Origin of the sequence: Actinacidiphila polyblastidii (genome assembly GCF_036353415.1) — a bacterium.
Taxonomy (GTDB): domain Bacteria; phylum Actinomycetota; class Actinomycetes; order Streptomycetales; family Streptomycetaceae; genus Actinacidiphila; species Actinacidiphila polyblastidii.
Genome location: NZ_JAZEWV010000050.1, coordinates 19,675 through 38,978, shown reverse-complemented (window position 1 = coordinate 38,978; position 19,304 = coordinate 19,675). Strand labels below are relative to the sequence as shown.

Here is a 19,304-nt window from a genome sequence, read left to right as displayed (position 1 = left end):
CGCCCGGCACCCCCGGCCCGGACGTGCGGTGTTACGCCGCCGCGTCCGGGTCGCCGCCGAAGCGCGCCACGTACGACTCCAGGTCCTCGTCGGTGATCTTCGCGAAGAGCACCGGCGGGACCGTGAACGGGACTCCGGCCGGCACCGCGTCGAGCGCCCTGGCCTGGTCCGCGGTGACCCACGCCGCGTCGTCCGCGGGCAGCGTGAAAGCCGCGCGCATCGCCCTCGCGGAGGCCGGGATGAACGGCTCGGAGATCACCGCGTAGAGGTGGATCAGGTTCATCGCGGTGCGCAGCGTCAGCGCGGCGCCCTCGGGGTCGGTCTTGATCTCCAGCCAGGGGGCCTTCTCCTCGAGGTAGGAGTTGCCCGCGCTCCACAGCGCCCGCAGCGCCTGCGCGGCCTTGCGGAACTGGAGGGTGTCCAGGTGGCCCTCGTACTCCCCGAGCAGCGCGGCGACCAGCTCGCCGAGCCGGGTCTCGGCCTCGCCGGCCGGCGCGCCCGCGGGGACCTCGTCGCCGAACCGCTTGCGGGAGAAGGACAGCACCCGGTTGACGAAGTTGCCGAGGGTGTCGGCGAGGTCCTTGTTCACCGAGGAGGTGAAGAGCTCCCAGGTGAAGGACGTGTCGTCGGACTCGGGCGCGTTGGCGATCAGGAAGTAGCGCCAGTAGTCGGCGGGCAGCAGGTCCAGCGCGGCGTCGGTGAAGACGCCGCGGCGCTGGGAGGTGGAGAACTTCCCGCCGTAGTAGTTGAGCCAGTTGAACGCCTTGACGAAGTCGACGCGCTTCCACGGCTCGCGGGTGCCCAGCTGGGTGGCCGGGAACATCACGGTGTGGAAGGGCACGTTGTCCTTCGCCATGAACTGGGTGTAGCGCACCGGGTTCTCGCCGGCGTCCGCCTCGTACCACCAGGACTTCCAGTTCCGCCGCTCCGGGTCGGCGTCCGACCACTCCTTGGTGGAACCGATGTACTCGATCGGCGCGTCGAACCAGACGTAGAAGACCTTGCCCTCGGCGGCCAGCTCCGGCCAGGTGTCGGCGGGGACGGGGACGCCCCATTCGAGGTCGCGGGTGATCGCGCGGTCCTGGAGGCCCTCGGTGAGCCATTTGCGGGCGATCGAGGAGGCCAGGTTCGGCCAGTCCGCGCTGGTGGCGTCGATCCACGCCTCGACCTCGCCGGCCAGCTTCGACTGCAGGAGGAAGAGGTGCTTGGTCTCGCGGACTTCCAGCCGGTCGCTGCCGCTGATCGCGGAGCGCGGCTCGATGAGGTCGGTCGGGTCGAGCACCCGGGTGCAGTTCTCGCACTGGTCGCCGCGGGCCTTGTCGTAGCCGCAGTGCGGGCAGGTGCCGACGATGTAGCGGTCGGGCAGGAAGCGCTCGTCGTCCAGCGAGTAGACCTGCCGGATGGCCCGCTCCTCGATGAAGCCGTTGGCGGCCAGGCTGCGGGCGAACTCCTGGGTGATGTCGCGGTTCTGCGCGGAGGAGCTGCGGCCGAAGTAGTCGAAGGACAGCTCGAACCCGTCGTAGATGGCCTTCTGCGCGTCGTGCGCCTGGGCGCAGAACACGTCGACCGGCAGACCGGCCTCCTTGGCGGCCAGTTCGGCGGGGGTGCCGTGTTCGTCGGTGGCGCAGATGTAGAGCACGTCGTGGCCACGCTGACGCAGATACCGGCTGTAGACGTCGGCCGGGAGCATGGACCCCACCATGTTGCCCAGGTGCTTGATCCCATTGATATAGGGCAGGGCGGAGGTGATGAGGTGACGAGCCATTGCAGGCTGCTCCCAATTCGTTGCGTGGAGTGAGTCATTCGACTACGGACCGTCAATATCATATCCGACCCCGCCAACCTGACCCGCCGGTATTTTCCGGCGCCGAACGGGCAGACGACCTTTGGCGGCAGGAGTCACCCCCTGTGACTGCACGTGCACTTGCACGTGCACATGCACGTGCTCTAGTCACGCGTTATCATCTCCGGTACCAGACAAGGCACTTATGGGGAGCAGCCATGCGCCGGACGCAGAATGGAATGGCGGCGGAGGACCTGACGGGCGCCGTCTGGCAGAAGAGCCGTCACAGCAACGCCAATGGCACGTGCATGGAGTTCGCGGCACTGCCCGACGGTGAGGTGGCGGTGCGCAATTCGCGCTTTCCGGACGGGCCGGCGTTGATTTACACCCGGGCCGAGATCGAATCGATGATCATCGGTGTGAAGGCGGGCGAGTTCGACCACCTGATGCCGTAGTCCGGATCTCCGGTCGGCGCACCGGCGCTTTCGGCCGGCCGGGCTACTCGGGCATTCCGGGCGCGAGGAAAAGCGCCCAGACCACCTTTCCGGCCCCGCTCAGCGGGTGCCAGCCCCAGTTCTCACTGAACGACTCGACCAGGTGCAGGCCGCGGCCGGTCTCGGCGACGAAGTCGGGTTCCTTGGCGATCGGCGCGACCCCGCTGGGGTCGCGCACGGCACAGACCACCCGTGTGGTCCAGCGGATCAGGCTCAGCCGCACCGGCGCGCCCGCGGCGCCCACCGGGACCGCGTACCGCAGCGCGTTGGTGACCAGCTCGGAGGCGACCAGTTCGATGGAGTCGCGCAGCGCGTACAGGTCCCAGTGCTGAAGGGTCAGCCGGGTGAAGTGGCGCGCCTCGCGGACGGAGGCGAGGGCCGCGGGCAGCTCACAGGTGGCCCCGTGGCCGGCGGCGAGTCGCTCGGGCGCGAGCACGCCTTGCCATAACGGTTCCAGCACAGCTGTGGCCTCTGCCCTCATGCGAGCCCCCGAGGTATCTGCACGACCACCATGGTCAAGGATCAGCACCCTCCGATGCAAGAGCGTCTGCACGTGCATCTGCAAGGAAGTGATGCACGGAGCGTTGGAGAGTGACGGAATGGGTACTGCGCGCAGTCCATCAGTGGCAGACTGCTGATGGGCTAAGGGCGGAGCGTGACCTATGAGTGCAGGGCAGCCGGGAGGCGGGTCCATCGTGCGGCGCATGCTGCTCGGGGCGCAGCTGCGTCGACTGCGGGAGACCCGGGGCATCACCAGGGAGGACGCGGGGTACTCCATCCGGGCGTCGGAGTCGAAGATCAGCCGCATGGAGCTGGGCAGAGTCAGCTTCAAGGAGCGCGACGTCGCGGACCTGCTGACGCTGTACGGCGTCACCGAGGAGGGGGAGCGGCTCGCCATGCTCGGACTCGTCCGCGAGGCCAACGCGGCCGGCTGGTGGCACGGATACGGCGAGGTGATGCCGACCTGGTTCCAGACGTACGTGGGGCTGGAGGAGTCCGCCGCGCTCATCCGCACCTTCGAGGTGCAGTTCGTGCACGGTCTGCTGCAGACCGAGGAGTACATAAGGTCGGTGATCCGGCTCGGTCATCCCGAGGGAGCCGAACCCTGGGTGGAGAGACGAGTCGGTCTACGCCTGGAGCGGCAGAAGCTCCTCGTCTCCGAGCAGGCGCCGCGCTTCGTCGCGGTGATGGACGAGGGCGCGCTGCGCCGCCCGTTCGGGACCGCCGCGATGATGCGCGAGCAGGTCCGGCATCTGCTGGAGACCGCCGACGTGCCGAATGTGGACGTCCGCATCCTGCCGTTCGCGACCGGCGGCCACGCCGCGGGCGGCGGCGCCTTCACGCTGCTGAGCTTCCCCGAGTCCGATCTGCCGGACCTGGTGTACCTGGAGCAGCTGACCGGCGCGCTCTACATCGACAAGCCGGACGAGGTCGCCGAGTACACCAAGGCCATGGACACGCTGGACCGGATCGCGCTGGACGCGACCGACTCCCTCGACTGGCTGCACGCCTTCCAGCGCGAGCTGTGACGTGATCTTCACCCCTCTGGGTGAATATCGTCCCTCTTTGTCCCCGACGACCTCCCGCGCGACGCGGCGGTGGCACTAGGTTTGTGCCGCGAGTCCGCAGGTCGCACGGGGGGCCGACGTGACGAGGGGACGTACGGTGCAGCAGCAGGGGGAGCAGCGGCCGGAGCGCGCGCGCCGGCTCGGCGACGCGATTCCGCCGCCGACCGCGCACGCCCGCAGCTACCGGCTCGGCACGCTGACCGTGGTGGAGCTGCACGGCGAGATCGACCTGGCGACCGCCGAGACGGTCGAGCCGCATCTCGCCGCGGCCGCGCAGGGCCTGCCGCCGCTCCTGGTGCTGCTGGATCTCGGCCTGGTGGAGTTCATCGACTGCTTCGGGCTCTCCCTGCTGGTGCGGGCCCGCCGCCGGATCGCCGACCGGGGCGGCCGGGTGGTCATGGTCTGCGACGACCGGGCGACGCGGAAACTGCTCGCCCTCACCGGACTCGACGGCGTCTTCCATCCGTACCGTCATGTCGAGGATGCTTTGCGTGACGAAATCGGCGGGAGGCCGGACGCTGCACCGCCGGACTGATCCGCGCGGCCGAAACGCCCTCGCCGGGCCATTTCCGCAAATGCCGGAAAGGCTGCTTTCGGCGTCACTCTTCTCACATTCCAGAGTGCCCGCATTCCCACCCCGTACAGTGGTTCGCCGGACAGCCGCCCCGCCTCTGCGCACGTGTGACCGGAGTCATATATTCCGGCGGGGCCGCGTGGTAATCGTTGGGGCTTGCCGCGTCGGTGGGCGCTGAAGTCACTGGACCGAAGGTGTGGGAATGGGCGTTCGTGGGCGGAAGCCCAAGCGGAGCCGCAAACGCTGGGTCATCGGGATCGCCGTGTCCCTGGCGGTGCTGGTGGTCGGCGCCGGTGGTGCGCTCTATCTCAAGCTGAACGCCAACATCAGCACCTTCGACTCGGCCGGCCTGAGCAAGGACCGCCCGGCGGCCGCGAAGGCCGACGCCAACGGCGACAAGCCGGTGAACGTCCTGCTGATCGGCTCCGACACCCGCTCCGGCGAGAACGGCAAGCTGGGCGGCTCGGCGGCCGGGCCGATCGGCCGCTCGGACACCACGATCCTGCTGCACGTCTACCCCGACCACAAACACGCGGTGGGCATATCCATACCCCGCGACTCGCTGGTCGACATACCCAAGTGCCTGCTGCCGAACGGGTCCTGGTCGCCGGACCAGCCCAAGGCCCAGTTCAACTCGGCCTTCTCGATGGGCGACACCGCGCAGGGCAACCCGGCCTGCACGCAGAACACGATAGAGAAGCTGACCGGCCTGCGGGTCGACCACACCATGGTGGTGGACTTCGCCGGCTTCGCGGCCATGACCTCCGCCGTGCACGGCGTCGACGTCTGCGTGCCGAACACCATCTACCAGGGGGACATGAACCCCAACCTCGGCTACAAGGGCAAGGTCGTCCTGCAGGCCGGGATGCGGAACCTGTCCGGCCAGAAGGCGCTGGACTACGTCCGGGTGCGGCACGGCGTCGGCGACAACTCGGACGTCGGCCGGATGCTCCGCCAGCAGGCGTTCCTCTCCGCCCTGATCAGCAAGGTCAAGGGCGAGGGCATGAACCCCACCACGCTGCTGCCGCTGGCGAACGCAGCGACCAAGTCGCTGACCGTGGACTCCGGTCTCGGCACCGCCACCAAGCTGATGTCCTTCGGCCTGTCGCTCAAGGGCATCGACCTGAAGAACATCCAGTTCATCACCGCGCCGTGGAAGTACGACGGCGCGCGCATCGACCTGGTCCACCCCGACGTGGACGACCTCTTCGCCGAGCTGCGCGCCGACCGCACCCTCCAGGGCGTCAACGCCTCCGGCAAGGTCGCGCCGAAGCCCACCCCGGCGCCGGCGGTGGACGGCACCGGCATCGCGGTCAACGTCTTCAACGGCACCACCACCGACGGTCTGGGCGGCAAGGCCGCGGACCGGATCGCGGCCGACCACTTCACCGTGACCGGCACCACGACCGCGCACACCCAGGACCACGTCACGACCCGTATCGAGTACGGCTCGGCGGACGCCGCGCACGCGCGGTCGCTGGCCGAGCTGTTCCCGGGCGCGCAGCTGGTGCCGCTGCACATCACCGGCATCAACCTGGTCGTCGGCCAGGACTACGCGAAGGTCGCGACGGCGACGCCGAAGGCGCTGCCCAAGGCGCTCACCCAGCAGGCGCGCAGCGCGGACGCCAACCCCTGCTCCAAGCTCTCCTACGGCTGAGCGGGCGTCGCGCCCCGTACCTCCAGGCCGTCCAGCAGGGCGGCGGTCGCGGCGGCGACCGCCTCGACCGCGGCGTCGAAGACCTCGCGGTTGTGCGCGGCGGGCGCGCGGAAGCCGGAGATCTTGCGGACGTACTGCAGCGCGGCGGCGTGCACGTCCTCGTCGTGCACCTCGGGGGTCATCGGGGGGCGGAGGGTCTTGATGCTTCGGCACATGCCTCCAGTGTGGCGCGGGGCGCCGACAACCCGCTCCTGGGGCGGGCGCCCCCTTGGCGGGCAGGCCCGTTGGTGCTTGACTGTCCCACATTGGTTAGGAACCTTTCCTAACTTGGCAGTCGAGCGAGCCTCCACCCTCGAAACGGAGACGCACCATGCAGCCATCCCCCCACTCCTCCTCCTCCGCAACCGCCGGCGCGCACCGGTCGCGCCGGGCCGGCCGCCGGATCGCCATGGTCGCCGCGGCGGGCGTGCTCGCCGCGGGCGCCGGGTCCCTCGCGCTGGCGGGCACCTCGGACGCCGCCGTCGCGCACCCCGTCGCGCACGCGGCCGCCGCCCCCCGGGCGACCGGGACCGGTCTCGCCGACCCGCACAAGAAGGAGATCGCGATGGAGCTGGTCTCCTCCGCGGAGAACTCCTCGCTGAACTGGAAGGCCCAGTACAAGTACATCGAGGACATCGGCGACGGCCGCGGCTACACCGCCGGCATCATCGGCTTCTGCTCCGGCACCGGCGACATGCTCGAACTGGTCCAGCACTACCAGGACCTCAAGCCGGGCAACGTCCTCGCCAAGTATCTCCCCGCCCTGGAGCGGGACAACGGCTCGGACTCCCACTCCGGCCTCGGCAGCGCCTTCGTCGCCGACTGGAAGACCGCCGCCAAGGACACCGTCTTCCAGACCGCGCAGAACGACGAGCGCGACGCGGTGTACTTCGACCCGTCGGTGAACCAGGCGAAGACGGACGGCCTCGGCACCCTCGGCCAGTTCATCTACTACGACGCCATCGTCATGCACGGCCCCGGCGACGACCCGGTCAGCTTCGGCGGCATCCGCAAGACCGCCATGAAGAAGGCCAAGACCCCCGCCCAGGGCGGCAACGAGACCACCTACCTCAACGCCTTCCTCGACGCCCGCAAGGCCGCCATGCTCACCGAGGCGGCCCACGACGACACCAGCCGCGTCGACACCGAGCAGCGCGTCTTCCTCAAGGCAGGCAACCTCAACCTGGACCCGCCGCTGAAGTGGAAGACCTACGGCGACTCGTACCAGATCCTGACGCTGCCGTAGTCCGCGGGACAGGGGGCCCGCCGTCGCGACCTGGGGGCGCGGCGGCGGGCCTCGCGCGTCTACTCTGGTCGCGACACGGCGCGTTGAGCGATACGGGGGTCGGCCGATGAGCGGCTGGATGTGGTGGCTGGTGGCGCTGTTCGGGATGGGCGGGATCGGCGCCGTCGCCGACACCACGCGCGGCGCGCTGCGCACCCGGCACGAGCGCAGGATCGAGAAGATCGAGGCGCGCGGCCGCGAGCGCCGCGCGCTGGAGGCGGCCGGTCGGCCGCCCGAGCCGATCTGCGGCTGCACCCACCACCTCGCCAAGCACGACAAGCAGGGCAGGTGCCACGAGCTCGTCGAGGTCCCGACCGCCTGGGACGCCGACCGCAAGCCCACCGAGTTCACCGCGGGCACCTGCAACTGCCAGCAGTACGTGGGTCCGCAGCCGCTCAGCAGCGTCTACGCGGACGAGATCGCCGACGTCTGAGGCCGACGGCCCCGCGGGGCCTGGAGCCCCGCGGGACGGTGGCCGGCGCGCGACCCCCGGGGATCTTGTCCGCGGCCAGCGGGCGGTGAGACGGTGGCCCGATGGATCTTGGACTGGGCGGGAAGGCCGCGTTCGTCACCGGCGGGAGTCAGGGGATCGGGCTGGCGATCGCACGGGCGCTCGTCGCCGAGGGGGCGTCGGTCGTGGTGTGCGGGCGGGACGAGGGGCGGCTCGCGCAGTGCGGGGTGCCCGGCGTGCAGGCCGACGTCACCGACCCGGAGCAGCTGGGCCGGGCGGTCGACGAGGCCGCGCGGCGGCTCGGCGGGCTCGACCTGGTGGTGGCGAACGCGGGGGGATCGTTCGGCGGCGGGCTGCTGGACTCGACGCCGCAGGAGTGGGCGGACACCTTCGCGATCAACGCGCTGCACGCCGCGCACGCCATCCGCACCGCGGTGCCGCACTTCGAGCGGCGCGGCGGCGGCAGCGCGCTGATCATCTCGTCGATCACCGGCTGGAAGCCGGGGCCGCGATCCTCCTACGCCGCGGCGAAGGCCGCCGAGATCCACCTCGCGGCGGCGCTGGCCCAGGAGTTGGGCCCACGGGGCATCCGCGTCAACGCGCTCAGCCCCGGCTCGGTCGAGTTCGAGGGCGGCGGCTGGGCGTGGGTCCGCGACAACCGGCCCGAGGACTTCGCCCGGTTCGCCCGCGAGGACTTTCCCCGCGGCCGCCTCGTCACGCTCGACGAGGTCGCCGACACCGCCCTCTTCGTCCTGTCGTCGCGCGCGAGCGGCGTCAGCGGCGCCAACATCCGCGTCGACGCCGCGCAGGACCACCCGAGTTCGGGCCGCCTCTTCCCGTAGCGGCGCCCCGCGGCTCAGCGGGTGCGGGGGTGCGGGCGGCTCCCGTCGGCCGGCTGCGGGGCGGCGGCCCACGAGGACAGGATGCGCAGGCCCTCGTGCGAGGGCGTGCCGGGGGCGGCGGTGAGGACCATCAGGCGCTGGTCGGTGCCCTCGGGGCCGGCCCACATGTCGCAGTCGAGGGTGAGGTCGCCGACGACGGGATGGCGGTACCTCTTGGTGCCGAAGCCGGCGCCGGTGGCGTGGTGGGCGGCCCACCAGGACCGGAAGTCGCCGTCCCGGACGGAGAGTTCGCCGACCAGCGCGGCGAGGTCCGGGTCGTCCGGGTCGGTGGCGGCCTCCATCCGCAGCGCGGCCACGGCCGTCCGCGCGGCCTCCTCCCAGTCGGCGTGCAGGGCCCGCATCGCGGGGTCGGCGAACAGCAGCCGGACGTAGTTCCGCTGCGCGGGCCGCAGCGCCTCGAAGTCGGTGTAGAGCGCCTTGGCCATCGGGTTCCAGGCCAGCACGTCCATCCGGCGGCCGAGCACGATCGCCGGCGTCTCGGTGAGCTGGTCGAGCAGCCGGGACATGGCCGGCCGCACCCGCTGCGCCGCGCGCCGCCGCGGCCGCGCGGCGGGCTTGCCGGCCAGCGTGTAGAGGTACCGCTGCTGGTCCTCGTCCAGCCGCAGCGCCCGCACCAGGGTGGCCAGCACGGTCGCCGACGCCGGCTTGCGGCCCTGCTCCAGGCGCGTGTAGTAGTCGACGCTGACCGCCGCCAGCCGCGCCACCTCCTCCCGCCGCAGCCCGCTGACCCGCCGGTCCCTGTCGTCGTCGGGCAGGCCGACCTCGCGCGGAGTCAGCTCGCCGCGCCGCGCCTTCAAGAAGGCCCCGAGCTCCCCGGACCCACTGCCGTTCGCTGCGTTCATGCCTCCAGTCTCCCTCCGAGCGGCCGCGGACCGGCCCCGCGTGGGTGGGCCGATTCCGTCCCTGGATGCCCGCGGCGGCGCGCCGGCCGTGGCGGCCTCAGGCGTCGAGGCGGGGTTCGGGGCGGGCGGAGGGGAGGCGGATGCGGAAGGTCGCGCCGTGCTGGGGGGCGGTGTCGAGTTCGACGTGGCCGTGGTGGGCGGCGACCAGGGCGGAGGCGATGGACAGGCCGAGGCCGGCGCCGCCGCCCTGGTGGCGGGAGCGGGAGGTGTCGACGCGGTAGAAGCGCTCGAAGACGCGGGCGGCGTCGGCGGCGGTCATGCCGGGGCCGGCGTCGGCGACCTCCAGGACGCCCTGGCCGCCGACGGTGCCGACGCCGATCCTGACCGGGCTGCCCGGCGGGGTGTGGGCGACGGCGTTGCCGACGAGGTTGGCGACGACCTGCCGCAGCCGCGCCTCGTCGCCGAGCACGGGGGCCGGGCCGGGAGGGGTGCCGGGGCCGCCGGGGCCGGTCAGCGTCACCGTGCGGGTCGGGTCGAGGGCGGTGGTGTCGTGCAGCGCGTCCACCGCGAGGGTGCGCAGGTCCATCGGGGCGAGCTGGACGGGCCGCTGCTCGTCCATCCTGACCAGGGTCAGCAGGTCCTCGACGATGCCGCCGAGCCGTACCGCCTCGCTCTCGATCCGGGTCATGGTGCGCTTGACGTCGCTCTCGTCGGCGAGCGCGCCCATCCGGTACAGCTCGGCGAAGCCGCGGATGCCGGCCAGCGGGGTGCGCAGCTCGTGGCCCGCGTCGGCGACGAACCGCCGCATCTGCTCCTCGGACTCGGCGCGCGCTGCGAACGCGGACTCGATCTGCGCGAGCATGCCGTTGAGCGCGAGCGAGAGCCGCCCGGCCTCGGTGCCGGGGGAGCCGGCCGGCATGCGGTGGGAGAGCGGCCGGCCGGAGGCGATCTCCGCGGCGGTCGCCTCGATGCGGCGCAGCGGGCGCAGCCCGGCGCGCACCGCGAACCAGCCGGCCACCCCGAGCACCGCCGCGACCAGCGCGCCGATCAGCAGGAAGCCGGTGCTCAGCCGGTCGGTGGTGGACGACACGTCGTCCAGGGACGCGGCGACCACGACGCCCGCGGGCAGCGGTGTGCCGGGGGTCGCGGCGGTGGAGACACCGCCGGTGCCGGACCGCGCGGAGTCGACCGGCACGATCAGCACCCGCCAGCGGCCGCCGCCGTGGTCGCTGGCCACGTCGAACGGCTTGTCGAGGCGCGCCCGCAGCCCCGCCGCGTCCATCGTGGGCCACAGCGGCTGCGGGTCGCTGGCGGCGACCGGCAGCCGGAACTGCTCCGCGACGCGCCCGTCGGACGCCGCGAACGCCACCACGAACTGGCTGGGCAGCCAGGGCCTCGCGCCGCCGCCCGGCCCGCCGCCGCCCGCGGGCCGCACATAGCGCGGCGCCGGGATGCCGTCGGTGCCGAGCCGCCGGGCCAGCGGCTGCCCGTACCGCTCCAGCTGCTGGTCCACGCGCTGGACGAGCTGCCCGCGCACCGAGCCGAGGACGAGGGTGTCGCTCACCGTCAGCCCGAGCAGCACCAGCGCCAGGCACAGCAGCACCAGCCGGGACCGCAGCGAGACCGCGGACAGCCGGAACCCGCGCACCCGGCGCAGGCGCGCGCCGTGCCCCGCGCGCACGGCGCTCAGCCCTGTCCCGGGGCCGGCCGGCGCAGCACGTACCCGACGCCCCGCACGGTGTGGATCAGCTTGGGCGCGCCGTGCGCGCCCGCGTCGACCTTGCGCCGCACGTACGAGATGTACGACTCGACGATGCTCAGGTCGCCGCCGAAGTCGTAGGCCCACACGTGGTCGAGGATCTGCAGCTTGGAGACCACCCGGTCGGTGTTGGCCATCAGGTAGGCGAGCAGCTTGAACTCGGTCGGGGAGAGCGAGACGGGGTGGCCGCCGCGGGTCACCTGGTGGCCGACGGGGTCGAGTTCGAGGTCGCCCGCGACCAGCCGCCCGTCGTCGGTGGGGCCGCCGGTGCGGCGCAGGATCGCCCGGATCCTGGCGATCAGCTCCTCCAGGCTGAACGGCTTGGTGACGTAGTCGTCGCCGCCCGCGGTCAGGCCGCTGATCTTGTCCTCGACGCCGTCCTTGGCGGTCAGGAAGAGCACCGGCAGCCGGTCGTCCGCCCCGCCCGCGCCGGGCCTGGCGTACGGCCCGGCCTCCTCGCGCAGCCGCTTGACCACCGCGAAGCCGGTCATGTCCGGGAGCATCACGTCGAGCACGACGAGGTCGGGCCGGTCCCTGGCGACGGCGGCCAGCGCGTCGGCGCCGGTCGCCGCCGAGGCCACGCGGAACCCGACGAACCGCAGCGAGGCGGAGAGCAGCTCGCGGATGTTCGGTTCGTCGTCGACGACCAGCAGGCTGGCCTCCGGCGTGTCCATGGCGTCCTCCTGGCCCGTGGCGACGCGGTCGTGCGGGTGCCGGTGCGGGTGTACGGGTGTACGGCGGGTGTGCGGGTGTGCGGCGTACGGCGCCGCGGCGACATGTCGGCCGCTGCACCGTACGCCCTGTGCCTGTGAACGGGCGGCCCGCTCAGTTGCCTCCGCCGGCGCCGCCCGCCGCGCCGCCGCCGAAACCGCCGAAGCCCGCGAAGCCGCCGGCCGCCGCGCCCTCGGTGACGGTCGTCGCGGCGATGTCGCCGGAGGCGCTCTGGCTGCCGCGGATCGTCACGGACTGGCCCGGCTGGAGGTCGGCGACCTTGCCGGCCTTGGCCTCCGTGACCTTGGTCGAGGAGCCGGTGGTGACCTTGACGATGGCGCCGGAGGCGTCGGTGACGTAGAGGGTGTCGCCGTCGACCAGCTTGACCGTGCCGATCGTCACCCCCGAGCCGCCGGCGCCGCCGGAGCCCGCGGCCCCGCCCGCGGCGGCCCCCGTGCCCGCGCCCGTACCGGTCCCGGCACCCGCCCCGGTCCGGGTGCCGCCGGCGCCGAAGCCGCCGAAGGTCCGGCCCCCGGCGCCCCCGGCGCCTCCGGCGAAGGTGCCCGCACGCCCGGTGCCGCCCGGCGTGCTCCGCAGGTGGCTCTTCTCGACCAGCGCGCCGCCCGCGAAGGCGGCCGCCGCGACGATGCACGCGGACAGCGCCAACGTCAGCCACGGCAGCCTGCGCCGCGGCGGCGCGGCCAGCTCGGCCGAGATGTCCCGGGCGTCCGGCGGCTGGGCCAGCACGTCCTCGGGGCGCTCTGCGGGCGCGCCGCCGGGGCCCTCGACGATCTCGGCGCCCTCGAAGATCTCGATCTGCCGGGTCGGCGCGGTGGCGTCCGCCCCCTCCCCGACGGGCTCGACCTCGCCGGCCCGGATGCCCCCGGGCTCGATCCCACCGGCGTGCGGCACCAGCAGATCCGCGTCGGCGTCTGCCTTGACCAGCTCGGTACGGCGTCGCGCCATCTCCGCTTCTCCCTTGTCTCTTCTCGTGTCGCTGTCGCGTGTGTCGCTGCGCGGGTCGTCGCCGCGGGGTGTCACTCGTGCCGCAGGGCCTCGATGGGCCGCAGGCCCGCCGCCCGGTTGGCCGGGTAGCTGCCGAAGAACAGCCCGATCGCCACCGCGATGGCGAACGCGCCCCAGACCGACTCCGGGATGACCACCGGTTTGATGCCGACGATGGTGAAGCGCGAGCCGATCAGCCCGGCCAGCACCCCGAGCCCGCCGCCCACCAGGGACAGCAGCGTGGACTCGGCGAGGAACTGCCCGAGGATGACGCCCTTGGGCGCGCCGATCGCCTTGCGGATGCCGATCTCGCGGGTCCGCTCGGTGACGGTGACCAGCATGATGTTGGTGATCCCGATCCCGCCGACGAGCAGCGAGATCGCGGCGACCGCGCCGAGCAGCACGGTGAACGTCTTGTTGGTGTCCGACTGCGTGGTCAGCAGCGACTCCTGGCTGCTCACCCGGAAGTCCAGCGCGCTGGAGTCCTTGATGCCGTGCTGGGCCATCAGCACGCTGGTGATCTCGTTCTGCGCCGGGGTGGTGGCGCCGGCGGACTTCGCCTCGACCAGGATCTGGCTGATCGGACCGAAGCCGGTGAAGGCGTTCTGCACGGTCGGCAGCGGTGCGATCACCGTGTCGTCCGGGTCCTGGAAGCCGGTGCCGCCCTTGGTCTCCAGCACGCCCACCACGGTGAACGGGGTGCCGCCGACGACGAACTTCCGGCCGATCGGGCTCGCGGTGCCGAACAGGTCGGTCGCCGTCGTCGAGCCGATCACCGCCACCTTGCGGGAGTTGAGCACGTCGTCGGCACTGAAGTAGTCGCCCTTGGCGACCTTGCTGTTGGACGCCTTGAAGTACGCCGGGTAGGTGCCGACGATCTGGCCGACGGTGTGCGAGGTGCCCTCGTACACCGCGGTCTGCGAGGTGGTCGCCTCGGGGGCGACCGACTCCACGTCGGGGGCCGCCGAGGGGTCCGCCAGCGCCCGCGCGTCGGCCACGGTGAGCGGCTTGGTGCTGGTCGCCGCCGAGGTGCCGCCGAAGCCGCCGCCGGAGGAGACGGTCAGCGCGTTGGTGCCGAGCTTCTCGATCGAGTCCTTGACGGCCTGCGAGGAGCCGTTGCCGACCGCGAGCAGGATGATGACCGCGGCGACGCCGATCAGCACGCCGAGCATGGTCAGCCCGGAGCGGACCTTGTTGGCCGCCAGCCCGCCGAGGGCGAACCGCAGCGTCTGGGCAGGATTCACCGGGTTCCCCCTGTCAGGGCGTGCGGGGACGGGGGCTGCGGGAGCCGGGGGCCGGTGTGCGGGCCGCCGGCCGCGCCGGCCGGGTCGGCGTGCGGGTGGGCCGCGGCGAAGGCCGCGGGGTCGCGCAGCGCGGGCGGCGGTCCGTCGACGGGCGCCTGCCGGACGTCGGACACGATCTGCCCGTCGACCAGCCGCAGCACCCGTTTGGCGTGCCGGGCCACCTCGTCCTCGTGGGTGATCAGCACGACCGTGCGGCCGGAGGCGTTGAGCCGGTCGATGACGCCGAGGACGTCCTCGGTGCTCTGGCTGTCCAGGTTGCCGGTCGGCTCGTCGGCCAGCAGCATGGCGGGCGCGGTGACCAGCGCGCGGGCCACCGCGACGCGCTGCTGCTGGCCGCCGGACAGCTCGTTCGGCCGGTGCTCGACCCGGTCGGCGAGGCCGACCAGGGTGAGCGCGGCCAGCGCCCTGCGGCGCCGCTCGGCGGCCTTCACCCCGGCGTAGGCCAGGGGCAGTTCGACCTGGGCGAGCGCGGGGGTGCGCGGCACCAGGTTGAACGACTGGAAGACGAAGCCGATCTTGCGGTTGCGGACCAGCGAGAGCTGGTGCTCGTCGAGGCCGCCGACGTCGATGCCGTCCAGCAGGTAGCGGCCCGCGGTGGGGACGTCGAGGCAGCCGAGGATGTTCATCAGCGTCGACTTGCCGGAGCCGGAGGAGCCCATCACGGCGACCATGTCGCCCTGTTCGACCAGCAGGTCGACGCCGGCCGGTTCCCCCGTGGCGGGCTGCGGCGCACCGCCGAGCGCGCGGACGGCGGCGTCGCCGTGCCCGTACGACTTCACCAGCGAGCGGACCTCGATCACCGGGGCCGGGCCCCACGGGGACTCCTCGCCCTGGTCGTCGGAGCGCGCGTCGCCCGGTGCGGCGCCGCCGGACCAGCGGCCGGACCACCCGCCGGACCACCCGCCGGCCGCACGGTGCAGGCCGAGCCGCCTGTGCAGCGGCTGCCTCACTGCCGGCCACCTCCGCCGCTGAAGCCCCCGGTGCGGAAGCCGCCGCCGCCCGCGGTGCCGAACCGGCCGCCGCCGCCCGCGCCGCCGGGGAAGGCGCCGCTCGGGAAGCCGCCGTTGCCGGACGAGGCGACGGTCGGGATCTGCACCTGCTGGCCCTCGGTCAGCCCGCTGGTGATCTGGTCGGTCGAGTCGCCCTCGACGCCCACGGTGACCTCGGTGCGGGTGGTGGAGCCGTCCTTGCCGACGACCAGCACGGTGCGGTTGGCGCCGGTGCCGGAGACCGCGGCGGTCGGCACGCTGAGCGCGCCGGCGGCGGAGCCGGTCACGACCTGGATGCTCGCGCTCAGGCCGGTCCGCAGGTTCGCGGTGTCGCTGGTGATCTGGAGCGTCGCCGGGTACTGCACCGCGCTGCCGCTCGACGAGCCGCCGCCGGAGGAGCCGCTGCTCGCCGGGAGCGAACTGATCGACAGGACCTTGGCGTTGAGGACCGTGCCGGCCTCCGCGTTGAGCGTGACGGTGGCCGCCTGGCCGGCCTTGATCTTCAGCGCGTCGGACTCCGAGAAGTCCGCGGTGACCTGCATGCCGCGGGGGTTGGTCAGCACGACGAAACCGGTCGGTGTGCTCGACGAAGAAGAGGAGGACGACGAGGAGGAGCCCGCGGAGCCGGACGCGCCGGAGCCGCTGCCGGAGCCCGTGCCGGAGCCGCTGCCGCTGCCGGAGACCGTGTCGCCCTTGGCGCCGCCGACCGAGGCGACCGTGCCGGCCACCGGGGCCTTCAGCACGCAGCCGTCGATCGCGCGCTGGTCGGCGTCGACCTTGTCCTGCGCCTGGGTGAGCTGCGCCTCGGCCTGCGCGAGCTGCGCCGGGTCGACGGTCGGGGTGGGGGTGGGGGTCGGCGTCGCGTCGGCGGAGCGGCCCGAGGAACCGGAGGAGCCCTGGCTGCCGGTGGAGGCCGGCAGTTCGCCCTCCTGGACCTTCGTCAGGTTCGCCTGCGCCGCGGTCAGCGACGCCTGGTCCTCCTGGAGCGTCTCGTTCGCCGAGGTCGGGTCGACCCTCGCCAGCACCTGGCCCTTCTTCACCGTGTCGCCCGGCTTGACGTCGACCTCGGTGAGGGTGCCGCCGGTGGTGAAGTCCAGCCCCGCGTCGCTCGGCGAGGCGAGCGTGCCGGAGCCGGACACGGTGGCCAGCACGGTGGCCCTGGTGACGGTCGCCACCCGCGCGGTGCCGCTGCCCGAGGACGTGCTGCCGTCGTCGTGCACCGCCGCGTACGCGCCGCCGGCGCCCGCGAGGACCACCACGCCGAGCACCGAGTTGATCAGGACGGCCCTGCGCCGCCGTGGGAGCACCTTCATGGCGCGCATCCTGGTCGCCGACGCCTTTGAACCCCTGGGAGAACCCTGGGAGTTCGCTGGGAACGGCGACCGGTGCGGTGGTCGCCGCGGGGCGGACATCACCGGCCGATACGGACGAAAGGTGCCGGAATCCCGGCGTCCGCGGCCCGGCGGGTCCCGGGTTTCCCCGGGAACTCACAGGTCGGTCCCGGACAGTCCCCACCTGGGTGCGGTTCAGTCCGGTTCGCAGCCCTCACTGCTGCTGCGCGCGCGTGCGAGTGCGGGCGCGGCGGCGGCCGTCCGCCTAGCCGAGGAGACCCACGGACATGACCTGGACCCCCACCCGGCCGTCCGCCGCCCTGCGCGCCGGAGCGGCCGTCGCCGCGCTCGCCGCCTCCGGGGCGCTGATGCTCAGCGCGTGCTCGTCGTCCTCCGGCGGCTCCGGGTCCGCGGCGGACGGCAAGCCCTCGGGTTCGGTGTCGCCCGCGGCCTCCTCGTCCGCGCGGGGCGGAGCCAACGGGCAGGCGATGGAGGCGTACCGCACGTGCCTGTCGCAGCACGGGCTGAACCTCCCCACCTTCAACCGTCCCTCCGGTTCGGCCCGGCCCGGCGGGCGGCCCAGCGGCCGGCCGAGCGGCGGGGGCGGTTACGGCCGCGGCTTCGGCGGAGGCGGCTTCCCCGGCATGGGCGGCGCCTCACCGGACGCGGCCACCCAGAAGGCGCTCGACGCGTGCAAGTCGCTGCGGCCGCAGTTCAGCGGGCGGGGCGGGGCGGGCGGCGCAGGGGGCGCGGACAGCAGCGCGTTCCAGGCGTTCAGCAGCTGCCTCAAGGACCATGGCGTCACGCTGCCGACCGCGTCGCCGGGGTCGAACGGAACGAACGGGACGAACGGGACCGCCGGCGGACGCGGTTTCGGCGGGCTCCGCGCGCTCGACACCACGGACCCCAAGACGGCGAAGGCGTACGACACCTGCAAGGTGCTGCTGCCGCAGCGCCCCTCGGGTGCGGCGTCCCCGTCCGCCACCTGACCGAGAGCCCTGGGCGCCGCCCGCGCCGTCCGGGGCACGGGACTACCAGGCGAAGGCCTCGGGGGACGGGCCGGGGCCGGGGAAGATCGTGTCGAGCTCGGCCAGCAGCTCGTCCGGGAGCGTCAGCTCCACGGCGCGCAGGGCCGAGTCGAGGTGGGCGGCGGTGCGGGGGCCGACGATCGGCCCGGTCACGCCGGGCCGCGCGAGCAGCCAGGCCAGCGCCACCTCACCCGGCTCGAACCCGTACTTCGCCACGGCCTCCTCGTACGCCTCGACCCGCGCACGGACCGCCGGGTCCGCGAGTCCCGAGGCGGCACGCCCGGCCGAGGTGCGCGCGCCGCCGCCCTCGCGTTCCTTGCGCAGCGCGCCGCCCAGCAGCCCCTGGTGCAGCGGCGACCAGGGGATCACGCCGAGCCCGTACGCCTGCGCGGCGGGGAGCACGTCCATCTCGGCGCGGCGCTCCGCGAGGTTGTAGAGGCACTGCTCGCTGACCAGGCCGAGCATCCCGGCGCGGGCGGCGGCCTCGTTCGTGCGGGCGAGGTGCCAGCCGGCGAAGTTGCTGGAGGCGGCGTAGAGGATCTTGCCCTGGCGGATCAGGACGTCGACCGCCTGCCAGATCTCCTCCCAGGGCGTCGCCCGGTCGATGTGGTGGAACTGGTAGACGTCGATGCGGTCGGTCCGCAGCCGCCGCAGGCTCGCCTCGACCTCGCGGCGGATGTTCAGCGCGCTGAGCTTGTCGTGGTTGGGCCAGGACTGCTCGTGCCACGGCCTGCCGTCGTTGGTGACGTTGCCGTGGAGCTTGGTGGCCAGCACGACCTTGTCGCGCCGGCCGCCGTCCGCGGCGAACCAGCTGCCGAGGATCTCCTCGGTGAGGCCCTTGTGCTCGTCGCGCCCGTAGATGTTGGCGGTGTCGAAGAAGTTGACGCCCGCGGCGAGCGCCGCGTCCATGATCGCGTGGCTGTCTGCCTCGCCGGTGTGGGAGCCGAAGTTCATGGTGCCGAGGACGATCCGGCCGACCTTGAGTCCGGTCCTTCCGAGCTGCGTGTACTCCATGCGGGCCAGCCAACACCTTGAAGTGCACTCGATGGCAAGGGCTGCCCGGGTCAGCCGGACTCCGGCCGCTCGACATCCGGCCGTTCGAGGTGCGGCCGTTCGAGGTCCGGCCGCGCGGCGACGGCGCGGCGCAACCGGTCGGTGCGGTCGACGAGTTCGACCAGCGCCACCCGCTGGCCCGGGGAGATCTCGCCGGCCAGCTCGCTCTCGCGGATGTGCGCCCTGCGCAGCAGCTGGTGGCCGTCGAGCGCCGTCATGCCCGGGGTGGCGTGCACCAGCGCGGTGACCGGGATCGCCGCCGCGTCGCCGTCGCCCGCCGCCGCCCGTCGCAGCACCCGGCAGAGCCCGGGCGGGCCCTCCGCGGCGACCTCGCTGAGCACCAGCGCCCTGCGGTGCCGCGTCTGCGCCGCCTGCTCGCGCGACGCCGCCGTACCGGCCGTCGTCGCCACACCTCTGCCGTCGTGCTCGTGCCGCATCCGGCCGGAAATCGCCATCGCGGACACCTCGATCCCTCGTGTCGCTTTTGCGGTGTTTCATGCTCCAGGATCGAGCGTACGCCCGGAGATGC

At 73.0% G+C, this 19,304-nt stretch carries 20 protein-coding genes; 8 read left to right on the top strand and 12 right to left on the bottom strand.

The window, feature by feature from the left end; genetic code table 11:
- Positions 1-31: 31 nt before the first annotated feature.
- Positions 32-1,765: a methionine--tRNA ligase gene (gene metG, locus V2S66_RS32500; RefSeq protein WP_330800393.1), complete on the bottom strand. Its 1,734-nt coding sequence runs from the start codon at positions 1,763-1,765 to the stop codon at positions 32-34.
- A 236-nt stretch (positions 1,766-2,001) separates the two neighbouring features.
- Here metG and V2S66_RS32495 point away from each other — a divergent pair, with 236 nt between their 5' ends.
- A complete protein-coding gene (locus V2S66_RS32495) occupies positions 2,002-2,238 on the top strand; it encodes a DUF397 domain-containing protein (RefSeq protein WP_330800392.1) in 237 nt (78 codons plus the stop codon).
- A 43-nt stretch (positions 2,239-2,281) separates the two neighbouring features.
- On the opposite strand, the gene V2S66_RS32490 is transcribed toward V2S66_RS32495, so the two are convergent.
- A complete protein-coding gene (locus V2S66_RS32490) occupies positions 2,282-2,737 on the bottom strand; it encodes an ATP-binding protein (protein WP_330800391.1) in 456 nt (151 codons plus the stop codon).
- 202 nt (positions 2,738-2,939) lie between these two features.
- On the opposite strand from V2S66_RS32490, the gene V2S66_RS32485 reads away from it, so the two are divergent.
- The 3 genes from V2S66_RS32485 (at position 2,940) to V2S66_RS32475 (ending at position 6,076) form a co-directional block, all read left to right on the top strand.
- Complete coding sequence (locus tag V2S66_RS32485) at positions 2,940-3,806, top strand: helix-turn-helix domain-containing protein (protein WP_330800390.1); 867 nt, start codon at positions 2,940-2,942, stop codon at positions 3,804-3,806.
- 118 nt (positions 3,807-3,924) lie between these two features.
- Positions 3,925-4,380, top strand: coding sequence for an anti-sigma factor antagonist (locus V2S66_RS32480; RefSeq protein WP_330800389.1), 456 nt, complete (start codon positions 3,925-3,927; stop codon positions 4,378-4,380).
- Between the two features lie 241 nt (positions 4,381-4,621).
- Positions 4,622-6,076 (top strand): LCP family protein, encoded by a 1,455-nt coding sequence (locus tag V2S66_RS32475; RefSeq protein ID WP_330800388.1) that lies wholly within the window; start codon positions 4,622-4,624, stop codon positions 6,074-6,076.
- On the opposite strand, the gene V2S66_RS32470 is transcribed toward V2S66_RS32475, so the two are convergent.
- Positions 6,067-6,291 (bottom strand): DUF2277 domain-containing protein, encoded by a 225-nt coding sequence (locus V2S66_RS32470; protein WP_330800387.1) that lies wholly within the window; start codon positions 6,289-6,291, stop codon positions 6,067-6,069. The genes V2S66_RS32475 and V2S66_RS32470 overlap by 10 nt on opposite strands.
- 155 nt (positions 6,292-6,446) lie before the next feature.
- Here V2S66_RS32470 and V2S66_RS32465 point away from each other — a divergent pair, with 155 nt between their 5' ends.
- The 3 genes from V2S66_RS32465 (at position 6,447) to V2S66_RS32455 (ending at position 8,693) form a co-directional block, all read left to right on the top strand.
- On the top strand, positions 6,447-7,361 hold the full coding sequence (locus tag V2S66_RS32465) for a chitosanase (protein ID WP_330800386.1): 915 nt from the start codon (positions 6,447-6,449) through the stop codon (positions 7,359-7,361).
- A gap of 106 nt (positions 7,362-7,467) precedes the next feature.
- Positions 7,468-7,833: a hypothetical protein gene (locus tag V2S66_RS32460; protein WP_330800385.1), complete on the top strand. Its 366-nt coding sequence runs from the start codon at positions 7,468-7,470 to the stop codon at positions 7,831-7,833.
- 101 nt (positions 7,834-7,934) lie between these two features.
- A complete protein-coding gene (locus V2S66_RS32455; RefSeq protein WP_330800384.1) occupies positions 7,935-8,693 on the top strand; it encodes an SDR family NAD(P)-dependent oxidoreductase in 759 nt (252 codons plus the stop codon).
- A gap of 14 nt (positions 8,694-8,707) precedes the next feature.
- On the opposite strand, the gene V2S66_RS32450 is transcribed toward V2S66_RS32455, so the two are convergent.
- The 7 genes from V2S66_RS32450 to V2S66_RS32420 all read right to left on the bottom strand — a co-directional run bounded on the left by V2S66_RS32450 (position 8,708) and on the right by V2S66_RS32420 (position 16,676).
- Positions 8,708-9,595, bottom strand: a complete 888-nt coding sequence (locus V2S66_RS32450; RefSeq protein WP_330800383.1) for a helix-turn-helix domain-containing protein — start codon at positions 9,593-9,595, stop codon at positions 8,708-8,710.
- A gap of 97 nt (positions 9,596-9,692) precedes the next feature.
- Positions 9,693-11,276, bottom strand: coding sequence for a sensor histidine kinase (locus tag V2S66_RS32445; RefSeq protein WP_330800382.1), 1,584 nt, complete (start codon positions 11,274-11,276; stop codon positions 9,693-9,695).
- A gap of 5 nt (positions 11,277-11,281) precedes the next feature.
- Positions 11,282-12,028 carry a response regulator transcription factor gene (locus tag V2S66_RS32440; RefSeq protein ID WP_330800381.1) on the bottom strand — a complete coding sequence of 249 codons (747 nt, stop codon included), beginning with the start codon at positions 12,026-12,028 and terminating at the stop codon, positions 11,282-11,284.
- Positions 12,029-12,179: 151 nt separating this feature from the next.
- Positions 12,180-13,031, bottom strand: coding sequence for a hypothetical protein (locus V2S66_RS32435; RefSeq protein WP_330800380.1), 852 nt, complete (start codon positions 13,029-13,031; stop codon positions 12,180-12,182).
- A gap of 71 nt (positions 13,032-13,102) precedes the next feature.
- Entirely contained in the window at positions 13,103-14,314 is a 1,212-nt protein-coding gene (locus V2S66_RS32430; RefSeq protein ID WP_330800379.1) for an ABC transporter permease, read from the bottom strand.
- Complete coding sequence (locus V2S66_RS32425; RefSeq protein WP_330800378.1) at positions 14,311-15,324, bottom strand: ABC transporter ATP-binding protein; 1,014 nt, start codon at positions 15,322-15,324, stop codon at positions 14,311-14,313. Before V2S66_RS32425 ends, V2S66_RS32430 begins: the two co-directional genes overlap by 4 nt.
- On the bottom strand, positions 15,321-16,676 hold the full coding sequence (locus V2S66_RS32420; RefSeq protein WP_330800377.1) for an efflux RND transporter periplasmic adaptor subunit: 1,356 nt from the start codon (positions 16,674-16,676) through the stop codon (positions 15,321-15,323). The genes V2S66_RS32425 and V2S66_RS32420 overlap by 4 nt, the downstream gene beginning before the upstream one ends.
- A gap of 305 nt (positions 16,677-16,981) precedes the next feature.
- Here V2S66_RS32420 and V2S66_RS32415 point away from each other — a divergent pair, with 305 nt between their 5' ends.
- Complete coding sequence (locus V2S66_RS32415; RefSeq protein WP_330800376.1) at positions 16,982-17,683, top strand: hypothetical protein; 702 nt, start codon at positions 16,982-16,984, stop codon at positions 17,681-17,683.
- Positions 17,684-17,725: 42 nt separating this feature from the next.
- Here V2S66_RS32415 and V2S66_RS32410 read toward each other — a convergent pair whose 3' ends face one another.
- Together V2S66_RS32410 and V2S66_RS32405 are read right to left on the bottom strand one after the other, a co-directional pair.
- A complete protein-coding gene (locus V2S66_RS32410; RefSeq protein WP_330800375.1) occupies positions 17,726-18,736 on the bottom strand; it encodes an aldo/keto reductase in 1,011 nt (336 codons plus the stop codon).
- Between the two features lie 50 nt (positions 18,737-18,786).
- On the bottom strand, positions 18,787-19,230 hold the full coding sequence (locus V2S66_RS32405; protein ID WP_330800374.1) for a hypothetical protein: 444 nt from the start codon (positions 19,228-19,230) through the stop codon (positions 18,787-18,789).
- Between the last annotated feature and the right edge of the window lie 74 nt (positions 19,231-19,304).

Bases quoted from the DNA above. Each gene is read 5' to 3' on its own strand.
- V2S66_RS32435 (WP_330800380.1), bottom strand. From the start codon at position 13,031: ATGGCGCGACGCCGTACCGAGCTGGTCAAGGCAGACGCCGACGCGGAT.
- V2S66_RS32415 (WP_330800376.1), top strand. From the start codon at position 16,982: ATGACCTGGACCCCCACCCGGCCGTCCGCCGCCCTGCGCGCCGGAGCG.
- V2S66_RS32455 (WP_330800384.1), top strand. From the start codon at position 7,935: ATGGATCTTGGACTGGGCGGGAAGGCCGCGTTCGTCACCGGCGGGAGT.
- V2S66_RS32440 (WP_330800381.1), bottom strand. From the start codon at position 12,028: ATGGACACGCCGGAGGCCAGCCTGCTGGTCGTCGACGACGAACCGAAC.
- V2S66_RS32475 (WP_330800388.1), top strand. From the start codon at position 4,622: ATGGGCGTTCGTGGGCGGAAGCCCAAGCGGAGCCGCAAACGCTGGGTC.
- V2S66_RS32495 (WP_330800392.1), top strand. From the start codon at position 2,002: ATGCGCCGGACGCAGAATGGAATGGCGGCGGAGGACCTGACGGGCGCC.
- V2S66_RS32450 (WP_330800383.1), bottom strand. From the start codon at position 9,595: ATGAACGCAGCGAACGGCAGTGGGTCCGGGGAGCTCGGGGCCTTCTTG.
- V2S66_RS32485 (WP_330800390.1), top strand. From the start codon at position 2,940: ATGAGTGCAGGGCAGCCGGGAGGCGGGTCCATCGTGCGGCGCATGCTG.
- V2S66_RS32460 (WP_330800385.1), top strand. From the start codon at position 7,468: ATGAGCGGCTGGATGTGGTGGCTGGTGGCGCTGTTCGGGATGGGCGGG.
- V2S66_RS32420 (WP_330800377.1), bottom strand. From the start codon at position 16,676: ATGAAGGTGCTCCCACGGCGGCGCAGGGCCGTCCTGATCAACTCGGTG.
- V2S66_RS32465 (WP_330800386.1), top strand. From the start codon at position 6,447: ATGCAGCCATCCCCCCACTCCTCCTCCTCCGCAACCGCCGGCGCGCAC.
- V2S66_RS32410 (WP_330800375.1), bottom strand. From the start codon at position 18,736: ATGGAGTACACGCAGCTCGGAAGGACCGGACTCAAGGTCGGCCGGATC.
- V2S66_RS32470 (WP_330800387.1), bottom strand. From the start codon at position 6,291: ATGTGCCGAAGCATCAAGACCCTCCGCCCCCCGATGACCCCCGAGGTG.
- V2S66_RS32405 (WP_330800374.1), bottom strand. From the start codon at position 19,230: ATGGCGATTTCCGGCCGGATGCGGCACGAGCACGACGGCAGAGGTGTG.
- metG (WP_330800393.1), bottom strand. From the start codon at position 1,765: ATGGCTCGTCACCTCATCACCTCCGCCCTGCCCTATATCAATGGGATC.